The sequence below is a fragment of the Citrobacter sp. MGH103 genome (assembly GCF_001034475.2).
Taxonomy (GTDB): Bacteria; Pseudomonadota; Gammaproteobacteria; order Enterobacterales; family Enterobacteriaceae; genus Citrobacter; species Citrobacter freundii.
On record NZ_CP073043.1, the window covers coordinates 796,657 to 816,443 of the forward strand.

Genomic DNA, 19,787 nt, shown 5'->3' on the forward strand with positions numbered 1-19,787 from the left:
GACATGGCTCAGTTGCGAGGGATCGTGAACTATGTACTGGCGACCGTGCTGGCTTTGTTGCTGGTCTGGGGATTCAGTCCGTTAAGTGCAGGTGTTCGCAGTGGTCTTACCGTCTTTATTTTACTGCTTTCCATTCCTGGAATCGTTTATGGCTGGCGCCAGTATGGTCGGCTGACGTCTGCTCATGACGTTCCGCTCCCTCCAGAGAGTTTCAGTGGGCCTGTTGTGCTGGTATGTGGCGATACTGCCCCCTTGTTTGCCGGACGTGGCGATTCCTGCGAGAGTTCACAGGGCTGGTATTTATCTGTTCAATCCCCAGAGCATTATAGTGCTCTGGTTCGTCAGATAGCTGTGCAGCGTCCGGGGCTTCTTATGCGTGTCTCCGTGATGCTGGCGTTAATCCCGGAACGGCATAATGATGAAGATGCGCTTAAGCACATGCTGCTCAGTTGGCGGCGGGTGGTGACCCAGAGTCGGCGTTGGTTATCTGGTATACCGCCATTTTGGCTGTGTTGTTGGCTGAATTCTCCTCAATGCAATGAGACTGTACGTTGGTTTATTCGCACCCCTCAGGATGCTGAAGTGCAGTCGGCTACAGGATTAGATGATTGTGTTCCTTTCTCATCGCAAGAGCACTCTGCTCGCCATTCTCATCTTACACATGCAGTGTGGTTAGATACTTTACTGGGTTGGCTGAAGAAGGAGCAGGGCGACGCCGAGCGCCATGTTCCGCCACTTTTCTCTGCTTTACGGGTTGTGTGTTTCACCTCATTAGCGGTCTGTGAAAATAATCTGTGGCAACGGCATATCACCGATCGGACAACGATTTCTCCTGCGGTTTCTGCAGCGTCCGAACTGCTGCCTTTTCCTGATTTAGCATTGCCTTTTTTATCCCGCCGCCGGGCGCTGACAGCATTTCAACGAACGTTGGGTATAAGTGGTCTGCTATGCGGCATTTTTGTCGGACTGGCGATGGCATGCAGCTTTATCAATAACCAGCATCTCATCAGGATCACAAACGATCATCTGACGCTATACCGCCATCTTAGCGGCAATCCTGTCGAGCCAAAGATTCAGGCTCAGGATCAACTTCGTCGGGATGCGCAGCGGCTTGATCGCTGGTATCAGCGCGGCGAACCCCTTTCTCTTTCAATGGGATTGTACCAGGGGATGAGATTGATCCCACCTTTGCAGGCCGCAATCAGCGACTGGTTGCCACCTGAAAAACCAAAAGCGATCTCCCCGCAAACCGTGCGTCTCAACAGCATGTCGCTGTTTGATACGGGCAAATGGGCGCTAAAAGCGGGTTCAACAAAAGTACTCATTCGAGCTTTGGTCAATATCAAAGCCAGACCCGGTTGGCTGATAGTCATCGCCGGGCATACCGATGATGTGGGTGACGATAAATCTAATCAACAGCTCTCTCTCAAACGTGCGGAATCTGTTCGCGACTGGATGCGTGATACCGGTGACGTCGCAGAGAGCTGCTTTGCCGTTCAGGGTTACGGTGAATCACGTCCCTACAAAACCAACGATACGCCGGAGGGTCGGGCTGCCAACCGCCGTGTAGAGATCAGTCTGGTACCGCAGGCTGATGCCTGTCGGGTACCGGGAATGAAGGAACCGTCACCGGAAGGCGGTGACGCATTAGCGAAGTAAAAATGGAGAAAAAGTTATGGCAATTCCAGTCTACCTTTGGCTGAAAGACGACGGCGGTGCGGATATCAAAGGCTCTGTTGACGTGAAAGACCGTGTGGGCAGTATCGAAGTAGTGGCTCAGGAACATAACCTGTACATCCCTACCGATAACAACACCGGTAAGTTGACCGGGACGCGTATCCATACCCCATTCCTTTTCACGAAGGAAATCGATGCCTCCAGCCCGTATCTGTATAAGGCTGTAACGACCGGTCAGACCCTACGCCAGGCAGAGTTCAAATGGTATCGCATTAATGATGCGGGTCAGGAAGTGGAATACTTCAACACCACTCTGCACAACGTGAAAGTGGTGAAAGTAAACCCTGTGATGTACGACATCAAGGATCCGGCTAAAGAGAAGCACAACCACCTGGAGCAGATTGAACTGCGCTACGAGAAGATCGTCTGGACGTATAAGGATGGCAACATTATCCATTCTGACGCCTGGAACGAGCGTACCACCGCGTAATGCACTAACGGATGAGGATTTCCTCATCCGTTTTTTTATGCCCTCTGCTGAGCGTCCGGAGTGGGGGTTAAGCAGAGAGTATCAACGTCACTTATTACCTTATGGGCATTGGATTACGGCCACGGGCGGTAGCATGCCTGAATACAGGGAGTCAGGAACCAAATGGAACACCAGTCAGCAGTGTTATTACGTCGTCTCAACCCCTACTGCGCTCAGGCGCTTGAAGCGGCAGCATCGTTATGCCAGACGCGCGCGCATGCAGAAATCACGCCTGAACACTGGTTACTGAAGTTGCTTGAGCAGGGGGAGGGCGATATTACCGTCATCGCTCGTCGCTATGAATGGGATATCGACAATCTCTGGCAGTCGCTGCTGGCGCATCTGGATGTTCAGCCTCGTTCCGTGAAAAGCCGCCCGCAGTTGTCTGATGCGCTTCTTTCTTTAATGCAACAAGCGTGGCTATGCGCCGCAACGGATGAAAATTCGCAGATACGGGGTGTGCACTTGCTGATGGCGCTGGTAGGCAAGCCGTCATTGCTGAAGTGCGATGGCCTGTGGCCTCTTCTGAGCGCAGGACATACTCAACTGGAACGCCTCCTGCCGCTATTAAATGTCCAGTCTGATGAGCGGCCGGAAAGACAGCAAGAAGCCGCTCTGGCGCAGGTTTCCTTTGATGATGAACCGCGTCCTGGACCGGCTGAATCGATGTTGTCGCCAGCATTACAAGGCGTGCTCGATAAATTTACGCAGGACGTTACCGCGAAAGCGCATGCCGGCGGTATCGACCCGGTATTTGGTCGCGATAATGAAATTCGTCAAATGGTGGATGTGCTGTCCCGTCGGCGAAAAAACAATCCCATTCTGGTTGGGGAACCCGGCGTCGGCAAGACCGCTCTGGTGGAGGGGCTGGCGCTGCGTATTGCGGAAGGTAACGTGCCGGATAGCCTGAAAGCGGTGACGTTACGCACGCTGGATCTTGGGCTGCTTCAAGCGGGGGCTGGAGTGAAAGGTGAGTTTGAGCAGCGGTTGAAAAATATCATTGATGCCGTTCAACAATCACCAATACCGATTTTGCTCTTTATCGATGAAGCACACACCATCATTGGGGCCGGTAATCAGGCGGGAGGCGCAGACGCAGCCAACCTGCTAAAACCCGCTCTGGCCAGAGGAGAATTACGAACCATTGCGGCGACCACATGGAGCGAATATAAACAGTATTTTGAGCGTGATGCTGCGCTGGAGCGGCGTTTTCAGATGGTGAAAGTGGATGAGCCGGATGATGATACTGCCTGTTTAATGCTGCGCGGTCTGAAATCACGCTATGCGGAACACCATGGCGTTCACATCACCGACGACGCGGTTAAAACCGCCGTTACGCTCTCTCGCCGCTATCTTACTGGGCGGCAATTACCCGACAAAGCCGTCGACCTGCTGGACACCGCAGGCGCAAGAGTGCGGATGAGCCTTGATACCGTTCCGGAACCACTGACGCGTTTGAAGTCGGAGATAACTGCGCTTGAAATTGAAAAGCAGGCGTTGCTTGCCGATCTCGCGCTAGGAAATGGTCAGCATGGTGAAAGGCTGGCCAGCATTGAACAGCATGAAAATCGTCTGCTTGTCGAGTTAGATGAACGCGAAACCCAGTACGGTCAGGAATTAGCGCTCACTGAGCAACTGCTGGCCAGCCGCCGTGATATTTCCCGTCAGGCGGAGACGGTTGAATTGCAGCAGCAGCTTAGTGTGCTTCAGCAGGGTCATCCTTTACTGTTTCCGGATGTAGACGCGCGCACTGTCGCAACGGTGATCGCCGACTGGACTGGTGTACCATTATCTTCATTAATGAAGGACTCCCAGACAGACTTGCTGACGCTTGAAACTCAGATGGGAAAACGCGTTGTCGGGCAGGATTATGCGCTGAATGCCATCGCGCAACGACTGCGCGCATCAAAAACGGGTCTTACGCCGGAAAACGGCCCGCAGGGTGTGTTTCTGCTTACCGGACCAAGCGGTACCGGGAAAACGGAGACGGCGCTGGCGCTGGCCGAGATTCTGTTTGGCGGTGAAAAATCGCTGATCACCATTAATCTGTCTGAATGTCAGGAGCCGCACACCGTGAGCCAGCTCAAGGGCTCGCCTCCGGGATACGTGGGTTATGGTCAGGGAGGGATCCTGACCGAAGCCGTGCGAAAGCGCCCCTATAGCGTGGTACTGCTGGATGAAGTCGAAAAAGCGCATCGCGACGTCATGAACCTGTTTTATCAGGTATTTGACCGTGGTTTCATGCGCGATGGCGAAGGCCGTGAAATTGATTTTCGCAATACCGTTATTTTGATGACCTCCAATCTTGGCGGCGATGCCGTGATGCAGCTGCTGGAAGAACAGCCGGAAGCGGCAGAGCCCGATCTGCATGAACTACTGCGCCCGCTTTTGCGCGACCATTTTCAGCCGGCGCTGCTGGCACGTTTCCAGACCATTATCTATCACCCGCTCAGTGAACCAGCGCTGCGCACCATTGTACAAATGAAGCTGGATCAGGTTAGCCAGCGATTGCAGCGCCACTACGGTATCACCACGACGATATCCGAGAACCTTTTTGATGCCCTGACCGCCGCTTGCCTGCTACCGGATACGGGGGCGAGGAATATTGACAGCCTGCTGAATCAACAAATCTTGCCAGTGCTCAGCCAGCAGTTGTTAACGTATCTTTCCCGGCAGCAAAAACCTCTGCAACTTACTTTAAGTTGGCGTGATGAAGAGGGAATTGAACTGATATTTGATAGCAAGTGAAAAATAAAACCCAGTGAAAAGACTAGCGCTGGGTTTTATTTTGTATCGGGATATGCGTTGCGCTAAAGGACTAAATATGGATGGTGCTAAAGATCTTGCAAAAGATATGCTCGAAGCTATTAATGTTGATGATTCTGGATTTATTGCTGCTTTGGTAAAAGGGCTTATATCATTTCCTGTTAGTATGGGGTATTTGGCCTATGATTTTATGGACACAGAACATCGCAGAGCGAATGAAGATGACAAATACAGGTTTGCCAGACTTATTAATAAGGTGGGATTTAATAAGGAGCTGGTAGATCAGGTTGTTGGAGTTTTTATTGATGATTTTTCTTCTCGACTGGATGTTGCTTTAATGGCAGAAAAAATAGCTGGAAATAGTGCTGGAAGGATGATTTTCTCAGAGCTAACTGGCGTTAAAATTGGGGCTGTTATTTCTAATCGGCTAGTCACGGCATTTTTTTCAGGTGCTGCTATAGGCTCGCTTCTTACGCTGGGAGCGGAAGTATCCAGAGCAATCTATACATCTCGCTATCTGGCTGCAAGGAGTCCAGGTCATTATCAAAAATTGAAAGATATGGGGGACCTGGATCTGCTTTATTTTCTGATAGAAGATCTTGTTTCACCTTTTGAAAAAGCAATTGAATTTCACAATGCAAATTTAGTTTTTTTTAATGAGGTTTGCCAATGTTTTCTGGACGGCTTGGGAAGTTTAGAGAAATAGCCAGATATTTAATGTATTATTTTTCATATCTGGCTGGTAATATCTTATGTATGTTTGGTATTGCCTTTTCTATTTGGTTCTTCTTTATTTCTGACGATGGATTTAGATATTTATGGGGCGCGGGAGGTTTTTTATTGATTGTTTTTGGGTATTTTATGATGAAATTTGGCTGGCCTCACGTACGTAGTAATTGGGATGATTATCTGTGATTTTTATTTAATGGAAAACTGTTTTATTCAGTTTTTATTATGGTTTATAAACGCGTAATTATAGTTTATTAAACGGAGTTAACGCTATGAATATGGAAATAGCATCAGGGCCCACGCTTAACCGCTACAGTTTATCGGTTTCTTCATGCCCGCATGAACTGGATGTGGAACGTTTTGAGGGGCTGGAGCAGTTAAGCGTCCGTTACCATTATTCAGTCCGTTTTACCTGCAGCGCTTCAGAGCTGACTGCCGGTATGTTCCTGAACCAACCGGCTTTGCTGACCATGAAAGGCGGGGAATTACTGCATGCCCTGCCCGTGAAATTCGTCCACGGCGTGGTGACCCATTTCCGGCGTCTGACGGGGTCGTGCGACCAGGTCAGCCATGAAATCATCATTGAGCCTTATCTCTCCCTGCTGGGTAAACAGTTCCGCACGCACCGCTTCTTCATAAACAAATCGGTCCCGGAAGTGGTGAGTGAAATCCTGCAGGAGCACGCCCTGCATGGCTGGGAGTATGAATTCACGCTGACACAGAGTTATCCGAAGCGTGAGCAGATAAATCAGTACCAGGAGAGCGACCTGGCGTTTATTGAGCGTCTGCTGGCGGAAGTGGGGATATTTTACTTCTTCACGCTGCAGCCGGACACCCGGACGGAAGTGGTGCATTTTGCAGACCAGCAGAGCGCCTATGAGTTTGATAAACGGCTGGCGCTGAACAGCCCGTCAGGAATGAGCGACAGCGGGGCGGACTCCGTCTGGGGACTGAACATTCTGCACCAGGTGGCACCGGCGGGAGTGACGACAAAAGACTATAACCACCGCGAAGCGCAGAAGGTGCTGCAGTCGGCGAGGGCGGATATCACCGGCGGCGAAGGCGAGGAAATGCGCTATGGCGAGGTGTATCACTACAAACCGCGCCATCTTGAAACCGGGGATGCATTCGATCCGGCGGCGGAAACCGGGAACTTCTGGGCGCGACTGGACCACGAGCGTTTTCTGGCGGAGCAGACGCTGATAACGGGTTTCAGCACGGATGCGGGGTTACGTCCGGGACAGGTGTTGACGATAACGGACAACAGCGTGCCGTCGACGCTGCCGGGCGTGCTGCAGCAGCCGGTGGTGGTCATCCGGGCCGGGTTCAGCGGCAGCAGGAAGGATGCGCTGAGGGTAACGCTGGCGGCGGTGCCGTACAGTGAGACGCAGTGCTGGCGTCCGGCGCTGAAGGCAAGACCGAAGGTTAGCGGCACGCTGACGGCACGGGTCAGCAGCCCGAAGAGCGGGGATATCTACGCGCATCAGACGGCGGAGGGGCTGTACCGGGTGAAGTTCGATGCAGACCAGGACAGCAAACAGCAGGGTTACGAGAGCATGCTGCTGCGCCTGGCCAAACCCTACGGCGGCGACACCTACGGGATTCACTTCCCGCTGATACAGGGCACAGAAGTGGCGGTGGCGTTCCATGAAGGTGACCCGGACCGGCCCTATATAGCCCACGCGCTGCACGACTCCCGGCATCCTGACCACGTGACACAGGCAAACCACACCCGCAACGTCATTCGCACACCCGCGAACAACAAGCTGCGCATGGAAGACAAACGGGGCGAGGAGCACGTCAAGCTCAGCACCGAGTACGGCGGCAAGACGCAGCTGAACCTGGGGCATAATGTGGATGCACAGCGTGCGCTGCGGGGCGAGGGGTTTGAACTGCGTACAGACCAATGGGGAGCTATTCGGGCTGGGAAAGGGATCTTTATCAGTGCCGATCGCCAGGAATTAGCTGGAGGTTTGCAGTTAGATATGCATGAAGCAGTAGCTAACTTACAAGCTGCGCTTCAGGATGCGAAAGGTATTCACTCTGCGGCAGAAAAAGCGAAAGCAGAACTGGCTGATATCGAGAGGCAAAAAGCATTGTTAATGGAGTCTATGACAGACCTCAAGAAACAGGCTTTACTTTTTTCTGCTCCTGCTGGCATTGCGCAGGTGACTCCTGCCAGCATCCAACTCTCATCAGGTGAGAATGTCATTGTAACCTCCGGAGCGGACACGGATGTCAGTGTCGCTAAAAAATTCCGCCTTGGTGTGAAAGAAACAATAAGTCTTTTCGCTCAGTGGATGGGAATTAAAATTTTCGCCAGCAAAGGAAAAGTGGAAATTCAGGCGCAGGGAGATGCAATGGATCTGCTGGCAAAGAAAACGTTGAGTATAGCCAGTAAGGATGAGCAGGTGATCATTACCGCAGCGACAGAGTTAGTACTCAGTTGTGGTGGCGCGTATATCAGGCTTAAAGATGGTGAAATAGAAGTAGGGGCGCCTGGTAATGTACGCGTAAAGAGCATTGGGATTCAGAAAATGGCTCCTGCAACATTAAATGCCAGCATAGAATTACCGGATCCTTGCGCCACAGCTATTGATGCTGCTGGTGGTACGCAAAGCCCTACAGTGACGCTGGGTTGATGGAGGACCAATAATGAAGGAATCATTAATAACTTATGATTACTCCTTACAGGCAATGCAAAAACAAGGGGGTTATATTGGTGAGCAAATATTTAATTCTTTTAGAACGTTAAATAGAAATTGCATTTTAATGATTGATACTGCAATTATAAGGTTGAGAAATAAAGAATCATCATTCTATAATGAAATAACAAATAGAGATGTTGTAAGGGTACCTGTTGCTACTCGTTATCTATCATCTGAATTTGAACCTTGTTTGGTTTCACTGGATTTATCCTTACCTGAGGATTGTAAGTTACTACAAGAAAGCATTATGCAATCTCTGCAAGAGATCGAACCTAATGAAATACTGCTGGGTAAGGGCAGGATGGTATGTGGTTGGCTTTCTTGCGAAGAAAACATTGTAAATCTCGCAGATTATCTGGGAAAGGTGGCAATCCAGCAGCATGATGGAAAAGATGTTTTGCTTCGGTATTATGACCCGGCAATTATGATCTCTCTTTTATCTATTCTGGATGACTGGCAACAACGACGTTTGTTAGGGCCAATTGAAGTGTGGAGTTTTATTGATGGCGATGGTCAGTTTATCAATAAAATAAATCAGTCTGAGAATCAACTGCGACTTTCATATACGTTATCGCTGAGCGCTGACAATTGGCGTGATATAAATTTTGCAGGGATAAAAAATAGAGTTATCTGTAATTATCGTCTGGCTAATTTGAGTCGTGAACGGTTTTCAGAGCCCGCGGTATTTAAGCTATTGAAGCAGTCACTTAAAAGAGCTGTATTGTATACTTTTTCTGATCAAGAAGATCTTATCAAGTGGGGCGAGTGTTCAATTAATGTTGCTCCGGAGTTTTATAACCATGGATTTATTAAAAACTTGCTTGAAATAAATAGCTTAAGTGAGAGGGGGAAATTTACTCAAATCATATCTCATATCACAGAACAACAATGGAATGAAATTCGAGCAAACATTAATTAAGCAATTTACAGTTCGAATATGTGGGAGAACAGGGATGATAAATCATAAATGTGACTGTATGTCACAGGGACCGGCATTACTACCTGTACGCTATGCGGTGGTTCCTGAATATATTAAAGAACCATTGCCGGCGTGGGCAAAACCTGGAATATCAGCTTACCCGGCGGAAAACGAAAACTACCACTATGCGCTACGCGCGATGCGCAGGGGCTATATCTATATCTACTATCCGTACCAGACGGACTGGGAAGCGTGGTCGGTGTGTGATGACGGCAGTTTGTGGAAACAGCTGTCGGCGAAAAATGTTCTGGAGAAATCAGAGCCGGACTGTCGGCAGGGAACGTACAGTGATGGCGGAAAGGATTTTCTGACGCTGCCTTATGAAGTCCTGGAGAATGATATCTGGATAGCATTCACGCAGTGTCCCTGGACGGAAAAAACGCTGGAGCGTTACGCGGGCGATGCAGGGCAACGGCAGAGCAGAATGCAGTGTCTGAGTTCATCGAACTGGACGGCGCCCCAGGCTTCACAGCAAATAACAGAGGCAACCACAGCAAATCTCGCCAGGGTTCTGGATTACATCCCGGCGCAGGGCAGCCAGCTGAGTCCGGCAATGCGGTTACCATATGGCACCCATACTAAAATCCGCGTCAGCCAGTGTGTGAGTGAACGCTATGCGATAGTCAAAGAGCCGGGGCCGCAGGAGACATTGTACCCGTGGAAGAGCGGAGTGGCCGGAAACACAATCCGGCAGATGAAGGAACGGGGTGTGAAGCCAGACGGTACCCCCGTTACACCGTTGCTGATGGCGCTGCATGATTCAGCAGGGATAACGCATGAGCTGACGGGATGGACGAATGATGTCCTGGCGATGGCGAAGATATTTGGTGAAGAACGCGCCCTGGAGTTCTGTACCCAGAGTCTAATTAACGGAGTTAAGGAGATTGTTAACAAAAGCTCGGAACAGAATGTTGCAGCCCAACTTGCTGAATTACCGCAGGAAACATATATTTCTCCACCGGCAATGGATTATTCTTATGATATGTATGTCCAGAATGAGAAATCTAAAGGTACAGACCCGAAGGATATACTAACTCGCGAAGAATTCGAAAAGCAGGTAAAGGGAAAACAAAACGAAGTTTATAAGAAACAACAGGTAGCTAATGATTGGTCTAAATATGCCCGAATGATCAATCAGAGTAAATGGGACTCTTTTAATCAATGTTGTGCTGATCTAACACCAAAAATTGATAAACAGCTCGCTAAGCTGATTAGCTATCGCTGTGGATGGTTACAGGCTTCGTTATTTATAACAATATTACAGGATTTTTTTTCTAACGATCCTGTTGATAATGCGAACTATCGTGAAATTGCTGCCTTCGCAATGGCTGGTCTTGGTGAGTCGCCATCAGGTATAAAATTGCTGGATGACTGGATAGACGCATATACTACGAAAAGTGAAGCTAATCTCGTCTGGAGAACACATTTTTATAATAATCCAGAGATCATGGCAGATGTGGAGCCGTTATTGGCTAGTTTGCACCAGTGTAGTATTTCTCCGGTTTCTGAAAATGATGTGCTCTACTTTTTTGAGAAGAATGGTGCTAAACTTAATAAAATATTTAAAGGTTTTGAAAAGGCAACGAGTGAAATTTCAAAACCACTGGCTGGCAATGTCGTATTCTCGAAAAGAGTGCTGTATCAAATGGACCAGCACATGGCAACCGTAGGGGCCAGGTTTTTTTCCGTATCACGGATTGGACCTGTTCTCAATACCATGAATGACCTTATTGTTCGAACCCTTTTCTCGCTATCTTCCGGAAAGTCAGAGTTAGAAACCAAAACATTGTTCAGCAAATATTTTGGTTGGGCCACGGAACGCAGGGCTTACATTGCCGGCACTGTTTTTTACAGCCCGCAAAGAGTCATCCGGGCCGATCTTCTCCGGGGGGCGAGTAAGAAATATGCCGCACTTGAAAAAGCGTATGCCAATTATCTTAGCCAGCCTGCGGGATCTTCTGGTTATGCGGTGACCAGTATTAGGATTTTTGTTTTATTTTTCAATGTGGTCGAACTGTATAACCAACTCGATAACTTTAACAATCAACCTGCTGACTACGCGAAGGTAATCAGCGCAATATCGGCAACGGCGAGCGGGGTAATTGATATTGCGACCCCTGCGACGGAGGTCATTCTTAAAGAGAAAAATAGCCTCCACTACATGAAAATGTTTGGCGCAGGATGCTCGTTGATAAGTGCGGGCCTTTCGCTGGGGTTAGATATTTCAACATTATTGAATAAAGTTAATTTACCGAATTCCAGTAAAAAATGGGCATTTACCGGCTTATATTCAGTCAAGACTCTTAGTGATGTTGCCATTATTGCCAAAGCGGAAGGAAAATTGATGACGGTGCTGATTGAACGCTTTGGCTGGAAGACTCCTGAAGGGGAATTAGCCGTATGGCTGGGGAGGGCAGCTGCGCCTCAATTAACAAAATTAGGCGTCGAATGGGTGGGGCTGTTGGCCTCGTGGGAGGTGGCTCTGTTATTGATGGTCGCAGAATATATTTTGACGGAATATTATTCACGTGATGCGTTACAGTCGTGGATTGAGAATGGCTTGTTTGGTGATGATTGTTCGATTGATATCGACAGTTATTCGCCGGAAAGAATCAATATATTTATTGATGAGACCCGAAATTCACTGCAAGAAAGCTTACGTCAATTATCTTCAGGTAAAAAACCACAACGTGGGAAACCAATAATTTACTGGCCATTTATTATCTATGATGAGCCGGAAGTCCCTGTTGTGGTTTAATTGTGGAGCAGCGAAATACTATGACAGAAGATGACGAACTGTTTGCCGATATGCCCCGGGCCTATATCCGGGGACTGGAGAAGGGAAAAGGGTATGTGGAAGAAAACTATCTCCGGGAGCGCAGAGAGTGGATAAAATTAAGACAAACCATTGCGTACTATGAATCGGACGGCAAGAAGAAGCATAAAAAACGGCTGGCAGAACTGTACCGTGAAGAAAAGCAGCGGGCAAAAGCGCTGGCCGATATGCCACCGGACCCGGTACTGCCTCCGCCAGCCCCGCTGATAAAGGTCAGTGGCGTGGTGACAAACTACCACCAGCGCTGCCTGACGCACTATTTTGACACCAAAGCCTATCCGCAGACGTGGGAATATTTCAGCAGGCAGGATGAGAACATGGCGTCTGCCGCGATGGTGCTGGCCTCGACGGGGTCAGCAGCAACGGCACAGGGCATGGTGGCGAGCAATGAAGACAGGGTTCCTTCATCGGCGTGGTACGTCACGGGCGAAATCAACGGCCGGTCCTTTTCAGGGTGGCTGGGCGCGCCCTATTGCCGGGAAGGTGAGGAAGTGGAACTGATTGCCGCGCCAGTGGGAGAGGAGTACCTGGTATATGCCCTTGTCCGGCCGCATGCGCGTTCGCTGACCATGCCACCGTGGTGTTACCAGGGAATACGACGGGCGCGAATAGACGCGATGAAAGTCCCCATTTCGGTCGTTATTCTTCTGGCTATTCTGCTGCTGGTAGTGGGATTGTATAAAGAAGATTGGGTTCTTAGTGAAGGATTACGGCAAGTGATAACGATATTTTTGGTTACGGGAACCTTTCTGTATATCTTCCCCGCAATATGGACGATCTGGCGACGGCATCCCTTTCCGAAAGAACAGCTGACGGAGGAGATATTGACTGTTGCTGGCTGGGAAAATGTGACCAATATTGATTTGCGGAGATTAAAGCGCAGAAGAATTAAAGAATTTAAAAAGAAGGGAAAATCTGTTCGAGTAATGACATCAGGATGGTGGTTTTATTACTATTAGACGATTTTTTTGTAGGTTAAATTTCAAAGCTAATATTTTTAACAGATAAGGTGTTATTATCTGATCTTTATCTAATCATATAGATATGTTTGGTAAGTGTTTTTTTTTGGAAAAAAACATATCTGGATAGTTATATTCTTTTATAGCGAGGATTTATGTTTCTAGGCTTAGTCAGACTCAATGATCCATTAAGTAGTGGTGGCAAAGTAATTTCTGTTTCGTCAACGATGATTATCGATGGTTTAGGCGTCGCATTGCTTGGTGATACTGTTATATGTCCAATTCCATTTCATGGCGTAAATAAGATAATCCAGGGGTCTACAGAATGGATCTCAGATGGAAAACCAGTAGCTGTGCATAAATGCATGTGTCAATGCGGTTGCTATGTTATTTCAACACTTCCCTGTACGGGGATCTGGTAAGTTAAAATGAGTTGGAATATTCCTGATAAAAAGGCAATGCAACCTGTACCTTCTATTAGGTGGGGGCGAGATAGTGGTGTTTTTTTCTCATTGTTAATAACTGTTGTTCTGCTATTTGGTTTGTTTTATTATATTACTCATAATAGTAATTCAATATATTGTGCTTTTGTAATATCGTTAATTTTTTCTTTGTTATTTATTATATACATAGGGCTTCGATTATTTCAGCTCGGCGTGTCTCTTGAAAAAAATGAAATGATATCAACGGAAAGTTCTAATATTGATTATGAGTGGTCTGAATGGGCGTCTGGTTATATAAGTATTGTAGATTACAGCTATCTCTTTCCTGAAGAATCACAGATACCCAATTTACGTGAAGGAAGTGAGTTCAATGCCATTGGAACCAGGGCATTACATTTTCCAGAATCGATTGATTATACTATTTTATTCCATGAGTTATTAGTTCCAATGAGAGCTAGATTAATTGATATTACTTCTAAAAAAGGTTTGGTTATTAATTTTATTGTTGGTCAGATGTATGGGACTTCGGCATGGCAGTCTTTTTTATTGGCCTGGAAACGACTTGGGCTTTCTGATGACATAATTAATAACAGTGAAATTATCTTGCACGATTATGTATTAAATATTAATGAATGGCTAAGTGTTACGGAGAATAAATTCAGATTAATTATTGTAGGAGAAAAATCAAAAGAAATCAAAGATAATCACCATGGAACGGGCGATGGTTTGTGTGCTTTTCTTTTTGCTCCGACTGTTTTAGTTAATCAAAATAATATTTCTGAGAAGGCACGATTGTACAGGTCTATTTCTACAGATGAAAATCATCTGATCAAAGATCTTAACGATTTGATTTTTTATCAGGCCAGAACCGGGATGATCAACAATTTATTGATAGGAAAACATAGTGATAAAAAAGATGTAGCTAAGGCAGCAATTCTTCTTAACGAACATAATAACAATCTTGAACAGTATTACGCTGAGTTATATATCGGCATTCAGGGAGAGTTTGATATCTGGATGATGTTGATGTTTTCTTTATTAAATGGAAAAAACGTGAGTGCTGTTGATATAATATTTTCAGAGTCGAATGGTAGGATTATATTATCGAGGGTTAAAAAAAATAGAAGTCAGGAATAGATATATGCAAAAGTCCAGTTTGCTGCGGTTGCTTGGTTTGTTATGTATTTTGGTTGTTGTTGGTTTAACATGTTACGTAGTGCTTTTTTACTACGGAGAGTATTTGGGGGTGAGCACCCAAGCAACAAGAGTAATAGCTGTTATAACCGTTTTATTAGCACTGTGCTATATTTTCAAAATATGGCAAATGAATGCTTTGAAATCAACACTAATGTCGTATACCTCATTAGTTAAATATAAATCTATTTTTTATTTTTTTTTGCCATGGAAGTCAGCTTCTAAATCAAATGTTGGAAATAATACGGCGCCTGCATTGGATAATAATATATTCATTAACTTCTGCTCTACACTTAAAGATAATTACGGCCATCGCTGGCGCGCCAAAACCCGTATTCTGCTGGTGATGGGGGATGTCATTCAGGTTGAGTTACTGGTACCAAAACTCACCTCTCTGCGCTGGGTTGAAGGGGATGGCGTGGTGTTAATCTGGGGAGGTACGCTCACTGAACCGCCAGATGTTTCGTTGTTTGATGCGATACGCAAGCTGCATCGGCGCCCGCTGGATGGGATTGTATGGGTAACCCCCACTTTTCGGCACCAGGATTCATTGGTTCAATCGGCACCTGTTGTCTCTTTAACCGCAGAACAAATAGATAATGCTGCCCGCCATCTTCAGGCTGTTTTTACCACGCTTCGCTGGCGAGTGCCGTTATACCTTTGGTCGCTGCATGGCGCACAATCCGTTCTGAATGCCGCGATGGCCCAGTCTGCGACGTGTTTATTCCCTGCTGGATGTACAACGGCGTTATGTCGTTCGCAGCTGGCCGCGCTGGTCATGCAGTTGGCGGAACAGGGTTCGCAGCAGGTTACGCGCAATATCCACAGTAACTTCTTACTGAAAATGGCGAATGCGCTCACGCAAAACGCAGAAGCCATCAGCGACGCGTTAGCCACTTTTTTCAGCCTGCATCGGCCTCTGCCGCTGGCGGCGGTCATCTTGAGTCAGCATGTGGAAAGTACTTCACCGCGCGTGGCGCATGCCTGGGCGCGTGATGAGCGCTGGCGCGCGCTGCTTGATTCGCTCCCTGCGTTACCTGCTGAGCTAAAGGCACAGCGCACAGGCCGTTCAGGGATGCGAGTGCTGGCAGTCGGTACCGCTGGTTTGATGTTGCTATGGGGCGCGGGAATGGTGGTGTCTTTCCTAGCGAATCGCAATCTGATCGGCGAAAGTCTGGATCAGGCGAGACTGGCAGGTGGTGCGGATGAACCGCTCGCCGAGCGTCTTACGGCGCTGTCCGCGCTTCAGCAAACCCCAGGCATGCTTCGCTGGCGTCAGCTGAATGGGGCGCCGTGGTACTACCGCTTCGGCTTAAGCCAAAATGATGCTCTGTTGGATGCGCTATGGCCACGTTATACGCGTATCGCTATTCCGCTCCTGCGTGATGAAGCCGCGCAACATCTCACTCAGGAATTAACGGCGTTAACCCGACTGGCTCCAGACAGTCCGCAGTTTTCCGCCCAGGCAAAGATCGCCTACAACCAGCTGAAAATGTATCTGATGCTCTCCCGGCCTGAGCAGATGGAGGCATCATTTTTTAGTCAGGCGCTGATGCAAGACTGGCCGGAGAGAGCGGGTATTTCGCGCGCATCATGGCAGGGCGTTGGGCCTGGGCTTTGGCAGTTCTGGGGCGAAAACCTTCAGGCGCATCCTGAATGGAAAATAACAGCGGATAAAAATCTTATTAACCAGGTGCGAACGCTGTTAATTCGTCAGATGGGGATCCGCAATGGCGAAGCCGCTCTGTATCAGAAAATCATTGAACAGGTAACGCCGCATTACACCGCTCTTCGTCTGGAAGACATGACCGGCGATACCCGGGCAGATCACGTATTTTATACCCGGAATTCGGTTGCTGGGGTGTATACCCGCAAAGCCTGGGAAGAGGAGGTTTTGCCCGCCATAGAGAAAATCGTAAACAACCGCCGGGAAGAAATGGATCAGGTACTGGGAGATGATACGCATTCTGCAAGCGACCCTCTCTCTCCACAGGCCTTAAAGGCGCGTCTTAGCGAGCGTTACTTCACGGATTTTGCCGACAGCTGGCTGGATTTTCTCAACAGTATTCGCTGGCAGCGCACCCAAACGCTGAGTGATGCCATCGATCAGCTCACGTTGATTGCAGATATCCGTCAGTCTCCTCTGGTTGCGCTAATGAATACGCTCGCCGTTCAGGGACGCACAGGGTTAACCGGAGAAGCGCTGTCGGACTCACTGGTGAAGTCGGCAAAGGATCTGTTTAACACCAAAGAAAATCAGACGATTGACCAGCATGCGCGGGAAGAAGGCCCTATGGCGAGTACCTTCTCGCCAATCCTGGCATTGATGGATGAACAATCGGGCGGGCAGGATATCAGCCATCTGAGTTTGCAAACCTACCTGACCCGGGTAACGCAGGTCAGGCTGAAACTCCAGCAGATTACTAACGCTGCCGATCCACAAGGCATGAGTCAGGCCCTGGCGCAAACGGTGTTTCAGGGCAAAACCGTCGATCTCACCACCACGCGTGACTATGGCAATCTGGTAGCGGCAAGCTTAGGCCAGGCATGGAGTGGATTTGGTCAAACTATGTTTGTTCAGCCGCTGGAGCAGTCATGGCAGCAGGTGTTGCAACCAACCGCAGCGGGCCTGAATGCGCAATGGAAGGCGCTGATTGTGAATGACTGGAACAGCGCTTTCGGCGGACGTTATCCGTTTCGCGATGTCGGTAGCGAGGCTTCTCTGCCGCTGCTGGCGCAATATCTGCGAAGCGATAATGGCCGGATCCCGCATTTTCTCGAAAGTCATTTAAGCGGTGTATTGCATAAACAGGGAAGTCACTGGGTTGCCGACACGGTGAATGCGCAGGGGCTGGAGTTTAATCCGGCGTTCCTTAAGGCGCTGGACCAGCTCAGTCAGATTGCGGATGTCGCATTTATTCGTGGAGAAGCTGGGATGCGTTTTGAACTGCGCCCTGGAACGGCGCGGGATGTGATGCAAACCGATCTTGTACTGGATGGGCAAAAACTCACCTACGTTAATCAGATGCCAACCTGGAAAAACCTTGTCTGGCCAGCCGATACGTCAGCGTCAGGGGCCACCCTAAGCTGGGTGAGTACGAATACGGGAACCCGAATCTACTCAGATAACCCCGGCACCTGGGGCTGGATAAGACTGCTTGAGAAAGCGGAGATCAGCGATAACGCCGGCGTGAGCAGCGGTTTTAACCTGCGCTGGACTGCGCAGGATGGATTGCCGCTGAACTACACCCTGCGAACGGAGGCCGGTGAAGGCCCGCTCGCGTTACTGAAACTCCGCGATTTCGAACTACCAGAAACCATTTTTGTTGTCAGCCAGTCCCCCTCTGAGGAAGAAGAATGAGCGCTCTGCAACGTCTACTGGCCGCCAGCACGGCTTCGCCAGATGAACAACAGCAGCTGATGGAACAGGCGCAAACGCAAACTGCGCTATGGCAAAACTGGTTATTGCCCGTTTCCGCAGCCAACCCGGGCGGGGAAGATCCCGGCTATGACGATGATTTTCAGCGCATGCGAGAGGAGGTGAATAAACTTTCTGGCGCACAAACGGATCTCATCGTTGAGCTTGCGGAAAAACTGCTGATCCACACCTGTAAGGATGTCCGTGTTGTCACCTACTACACTTGGGCGCGTTTGCATCAGGATGGCGAGCCCGGCCTGGCGGATGGTCTGATTTTGCTGGCTGGCCTGATGCAGCAGTATGGCAATTCTCTCCATCCCCTAAGGGCCAATAGCCATAAGGCCGCCCTTGAATGGCTGGCCGGCGGGCGGATGCTGGATAGTCTGGCACGTTTCCCCGAAGTTTCACGGCCTGACGCACAGCGGATCGCCGGTGCGCTGATGCTGCTGGAGCAGCAGTTTGTTCTGCATGAAGATAGCATTCGTCCAGGGCTTGGGGCGCTATATAGCGCACTGGAAAATCGTTTGGCACAGTCTGGCGGCGCTCAGGCGCTGGTTCCACAAAATGTCAGTCCGCAAACCGGTCGGTACAGCGCAGAAACTCCCGTCCTAAAAAGTATTGCCTCTGGCCGGGAGCTGCTCGAGCAGGCACGGGTGTTGGCGAAATACTTAAGCGACCAGCCGGACGGCTGGCTGGCGGCGCATCATTTGATGAAAAGCGTGCGGCTCGATACGGTTAGCCAGCTTCCACCGCCAGATGGCGCAGGGCGTACACGCCTGGTACCACCTAAAAGTGATTACCGCGCCCAGCTCAAGCGTCTGTATTTGCAGCAAAGCTGGACTGAACTGATTGAGCTAACTGACAGCTTATTTGTTGAGGGAGTGAATCATTTCTGGCTGGACGTGCAGTGGTACCTTCATCAGGCGTTAACCAGGGCGGGATCGCCATGGGATAAACATGCCGCCATTATCATCAGCGATCTGAAAATGTTGCTGCATCGGATGCCGGGTCTGGAAACGCTGGCATTTAATGACGGAACGCCCTTTGCCGATGACGTCACGCGTGAATGGATTGCCCGTGACGTGCTGCAGGAAAGCGACTGGCAGACGGATAAAATCGCGGCGGCTACCGTCGGGAAGGATGACGATATCCTGCTGCTTGAAAGCGAGGCCCTGACGCTGGCGGACAGCGAAGGCGTTGAAGCAGCGCTCGCCTGGCTTCAGGCTCGCCCGGGCATTATTTCATGTCGACAGCGTTGGTTACGCCAGCTGTTGATGGCCCGTCTGACGGAACAGTGTGGGCGCAACGATCTCGCGCTGCATTTGCTTGGTGAATTGAATACCACAGCGCACTCTCTCACTCTCAAACAATGGGAGCCTGAACTGCTGTTTGAAGTTAAAGCGCGGCGGCTAAAGCTTCTGCGTTTGAAAGCCAATCGCAGTGAAAGCGACAAAGCGCGTCTGGCGTCAGAGATGGAGTCACTGTTGTCTGGGCTGGTCGCCATTGATCCCGCCAGAGCCGCCGTTTTATGCGGCTAAAGCAAAAACAA

12 protein-coding genes are annotated in these 19,787 nt (G+C 49.2%); all 12 read left to right on the forward strand.

The genetic code is table 11. From position 1 onward, the window contains the following. The first annotated feature begins 3 nt into the window (after nucleotides 1-3). Nucleotides 4-1,659: an OmpA family protein gene (locus SK33_RS03890; RefSeq protein WP_048218587.1), complete on the forward strand. Its 1,656-nt coding sequence runs from the start codon at nucleotides 4-6 to the stop codon at nucleotides 1,657-1,659. Nucleotides 1,660-1,675: 16 nt separating this feature from the next. Beyond that, nucleotides 1,676-2,167 (forward strand): type VI secretion system tube protein TssD, encoded by a 492-nt coding sequence (tssD, locus tag SK33_RS03895; protein ID WP_003024437.1) that lies wholly within the window; start codon nucleotides 1,676-1,678, stop codon nucleotides 2,165-2,167. Between the two features lie 162 nt (nucleotides 2,168-2,329). Beyond that, nucleotides 2,330-4,954, forward strand: a complete 2,625-nt coding sequence (gene tssH, locus SK33_RS03900; protein ID WP_048218586.1) for a type VI secretion system ATPase TssH — start codon at nucleotides 2,330-2,332, stop codon at nucleotides 4,952-4,954. A 76-nt stretch (nucleotides 4,955-5,030) separates the two neighbouring features. Further along, nucleotides 5,031-5,678 (forward strand): hypothetical protein, encoded by a 648-nt coding sequence (locus SK33_RS03905; protein WP_003024432.1) that lies wholly within the window; start codon nucleotides 5,031-5,033, stop codon nucleotides 5,676-5,678. A gap of 295 nt (nucleotides 5,679-5,973) precedes the next feature. After that, nucleotides 5,974-8,343 carry a type VI secretion system Vgr family protein gene (locus SK33_RS03910; protein ID WP_048218585.1) on the forward strand — a complete coding sequence of 790 codons (2,370 nt, stop codon included), beginning with the start codon at nucleotides 5,974-5,976 and terminating at the stop codon, nucleotides 8,341-8,343. Between the two features lie 13 nt (nucleotides 8,344-8,356). Next, nucleotides 8,357-9,328: a DUF4123 domain-containing protein gene (locus SK33_RS03915; RefSeq protein ID WP_048218583.1), complete on the forward strand. Its 972-nt coding sequence runs from the start codon at nucleotides 8,357-8,359 to the stop codon at nucleotides 9,326-9,328. Between the two features lie 58 nt (nucleotides 9,329-9,386). Next, on the forward strand, nucleotides 9,387-12,146 hold the full coding sequence (locus tag SK33_RS03920; RefSeq protein WP_247751692.1) for a T6SS effector BTH_I2691 family protein: 2,760 nt from the start codon (nucleotides 9,387-9,389) through the stop codon (nucleotides 12,144-12,146). A 20-nt stretch (nucleotides 12,147-12,166) separates the two neighbouring features. Beyond that, a complete protein-coding gene (locus SK33_RS03925) occupies nucleotides 12,167-13,183 on the forward strand; it encodes a putative type VI secretion system effector (RefSeq protein ID WP_003024422.1) in 1,017 nt (338 codons plus the stop codon). A gap of 155 nt (nucleotides 13,184-13,338) precedes the next feature. Further along, nucleotides 13,339-13,605, forward strand: a complete 267-nt coding sequence (locus SK33_RS03930) for a PAAR domain-containing protein (protein ID WP_008321243.1) — start codon at nucleotides 13,339-13,341, stop codon at nucleotides 13,603-13,605. A 6-nt stretch (nucleotides 13,606-13,611) separates the two neighbouring features. Further along, nucleotides 13,612-14,763, forward strand: a complete 1,152-nt coding sequence (locus SK33_RS03935) for a hypothetical protein (RefSeq protein ID WP_048218581.1) — start codon at nucleotides 13,612-13,614, stop codon at nucleotides 14,761-14,763. A gap of 4 nt (nucleotides 14,764-14,767) precedes the next feature. Continuing rightward, complete coding sequence (locus SK33_RS03940) at nucleotides 14,768-18,181, forward strand: ImcF-related family protein (RefSeq protein ID WP_048218580.1); 3,414 nt, start codon at nucleotides 14,768-14,770, stop codon at nucleotides 18,179-18,181. Beyond that, on the forward strand, nucleotides 18,178-19,776 hold the full coding sequence (gene tssA, locus SK33_RS03945) for a type VI secretion system protein TssA (RefSeq protein ID WP_048218578.1): 1,599 nt from the start codon (nucleotides 18,178-18,180) through the stop codon (nucleotides 19,774-19,776). The genes SK33_RS03940 and tssA overlap by 4 nt, the downstream gene beginning before the upstream one ends. Nucleotides 19,777-19,787: the final 11 nt, after the last annotated feature.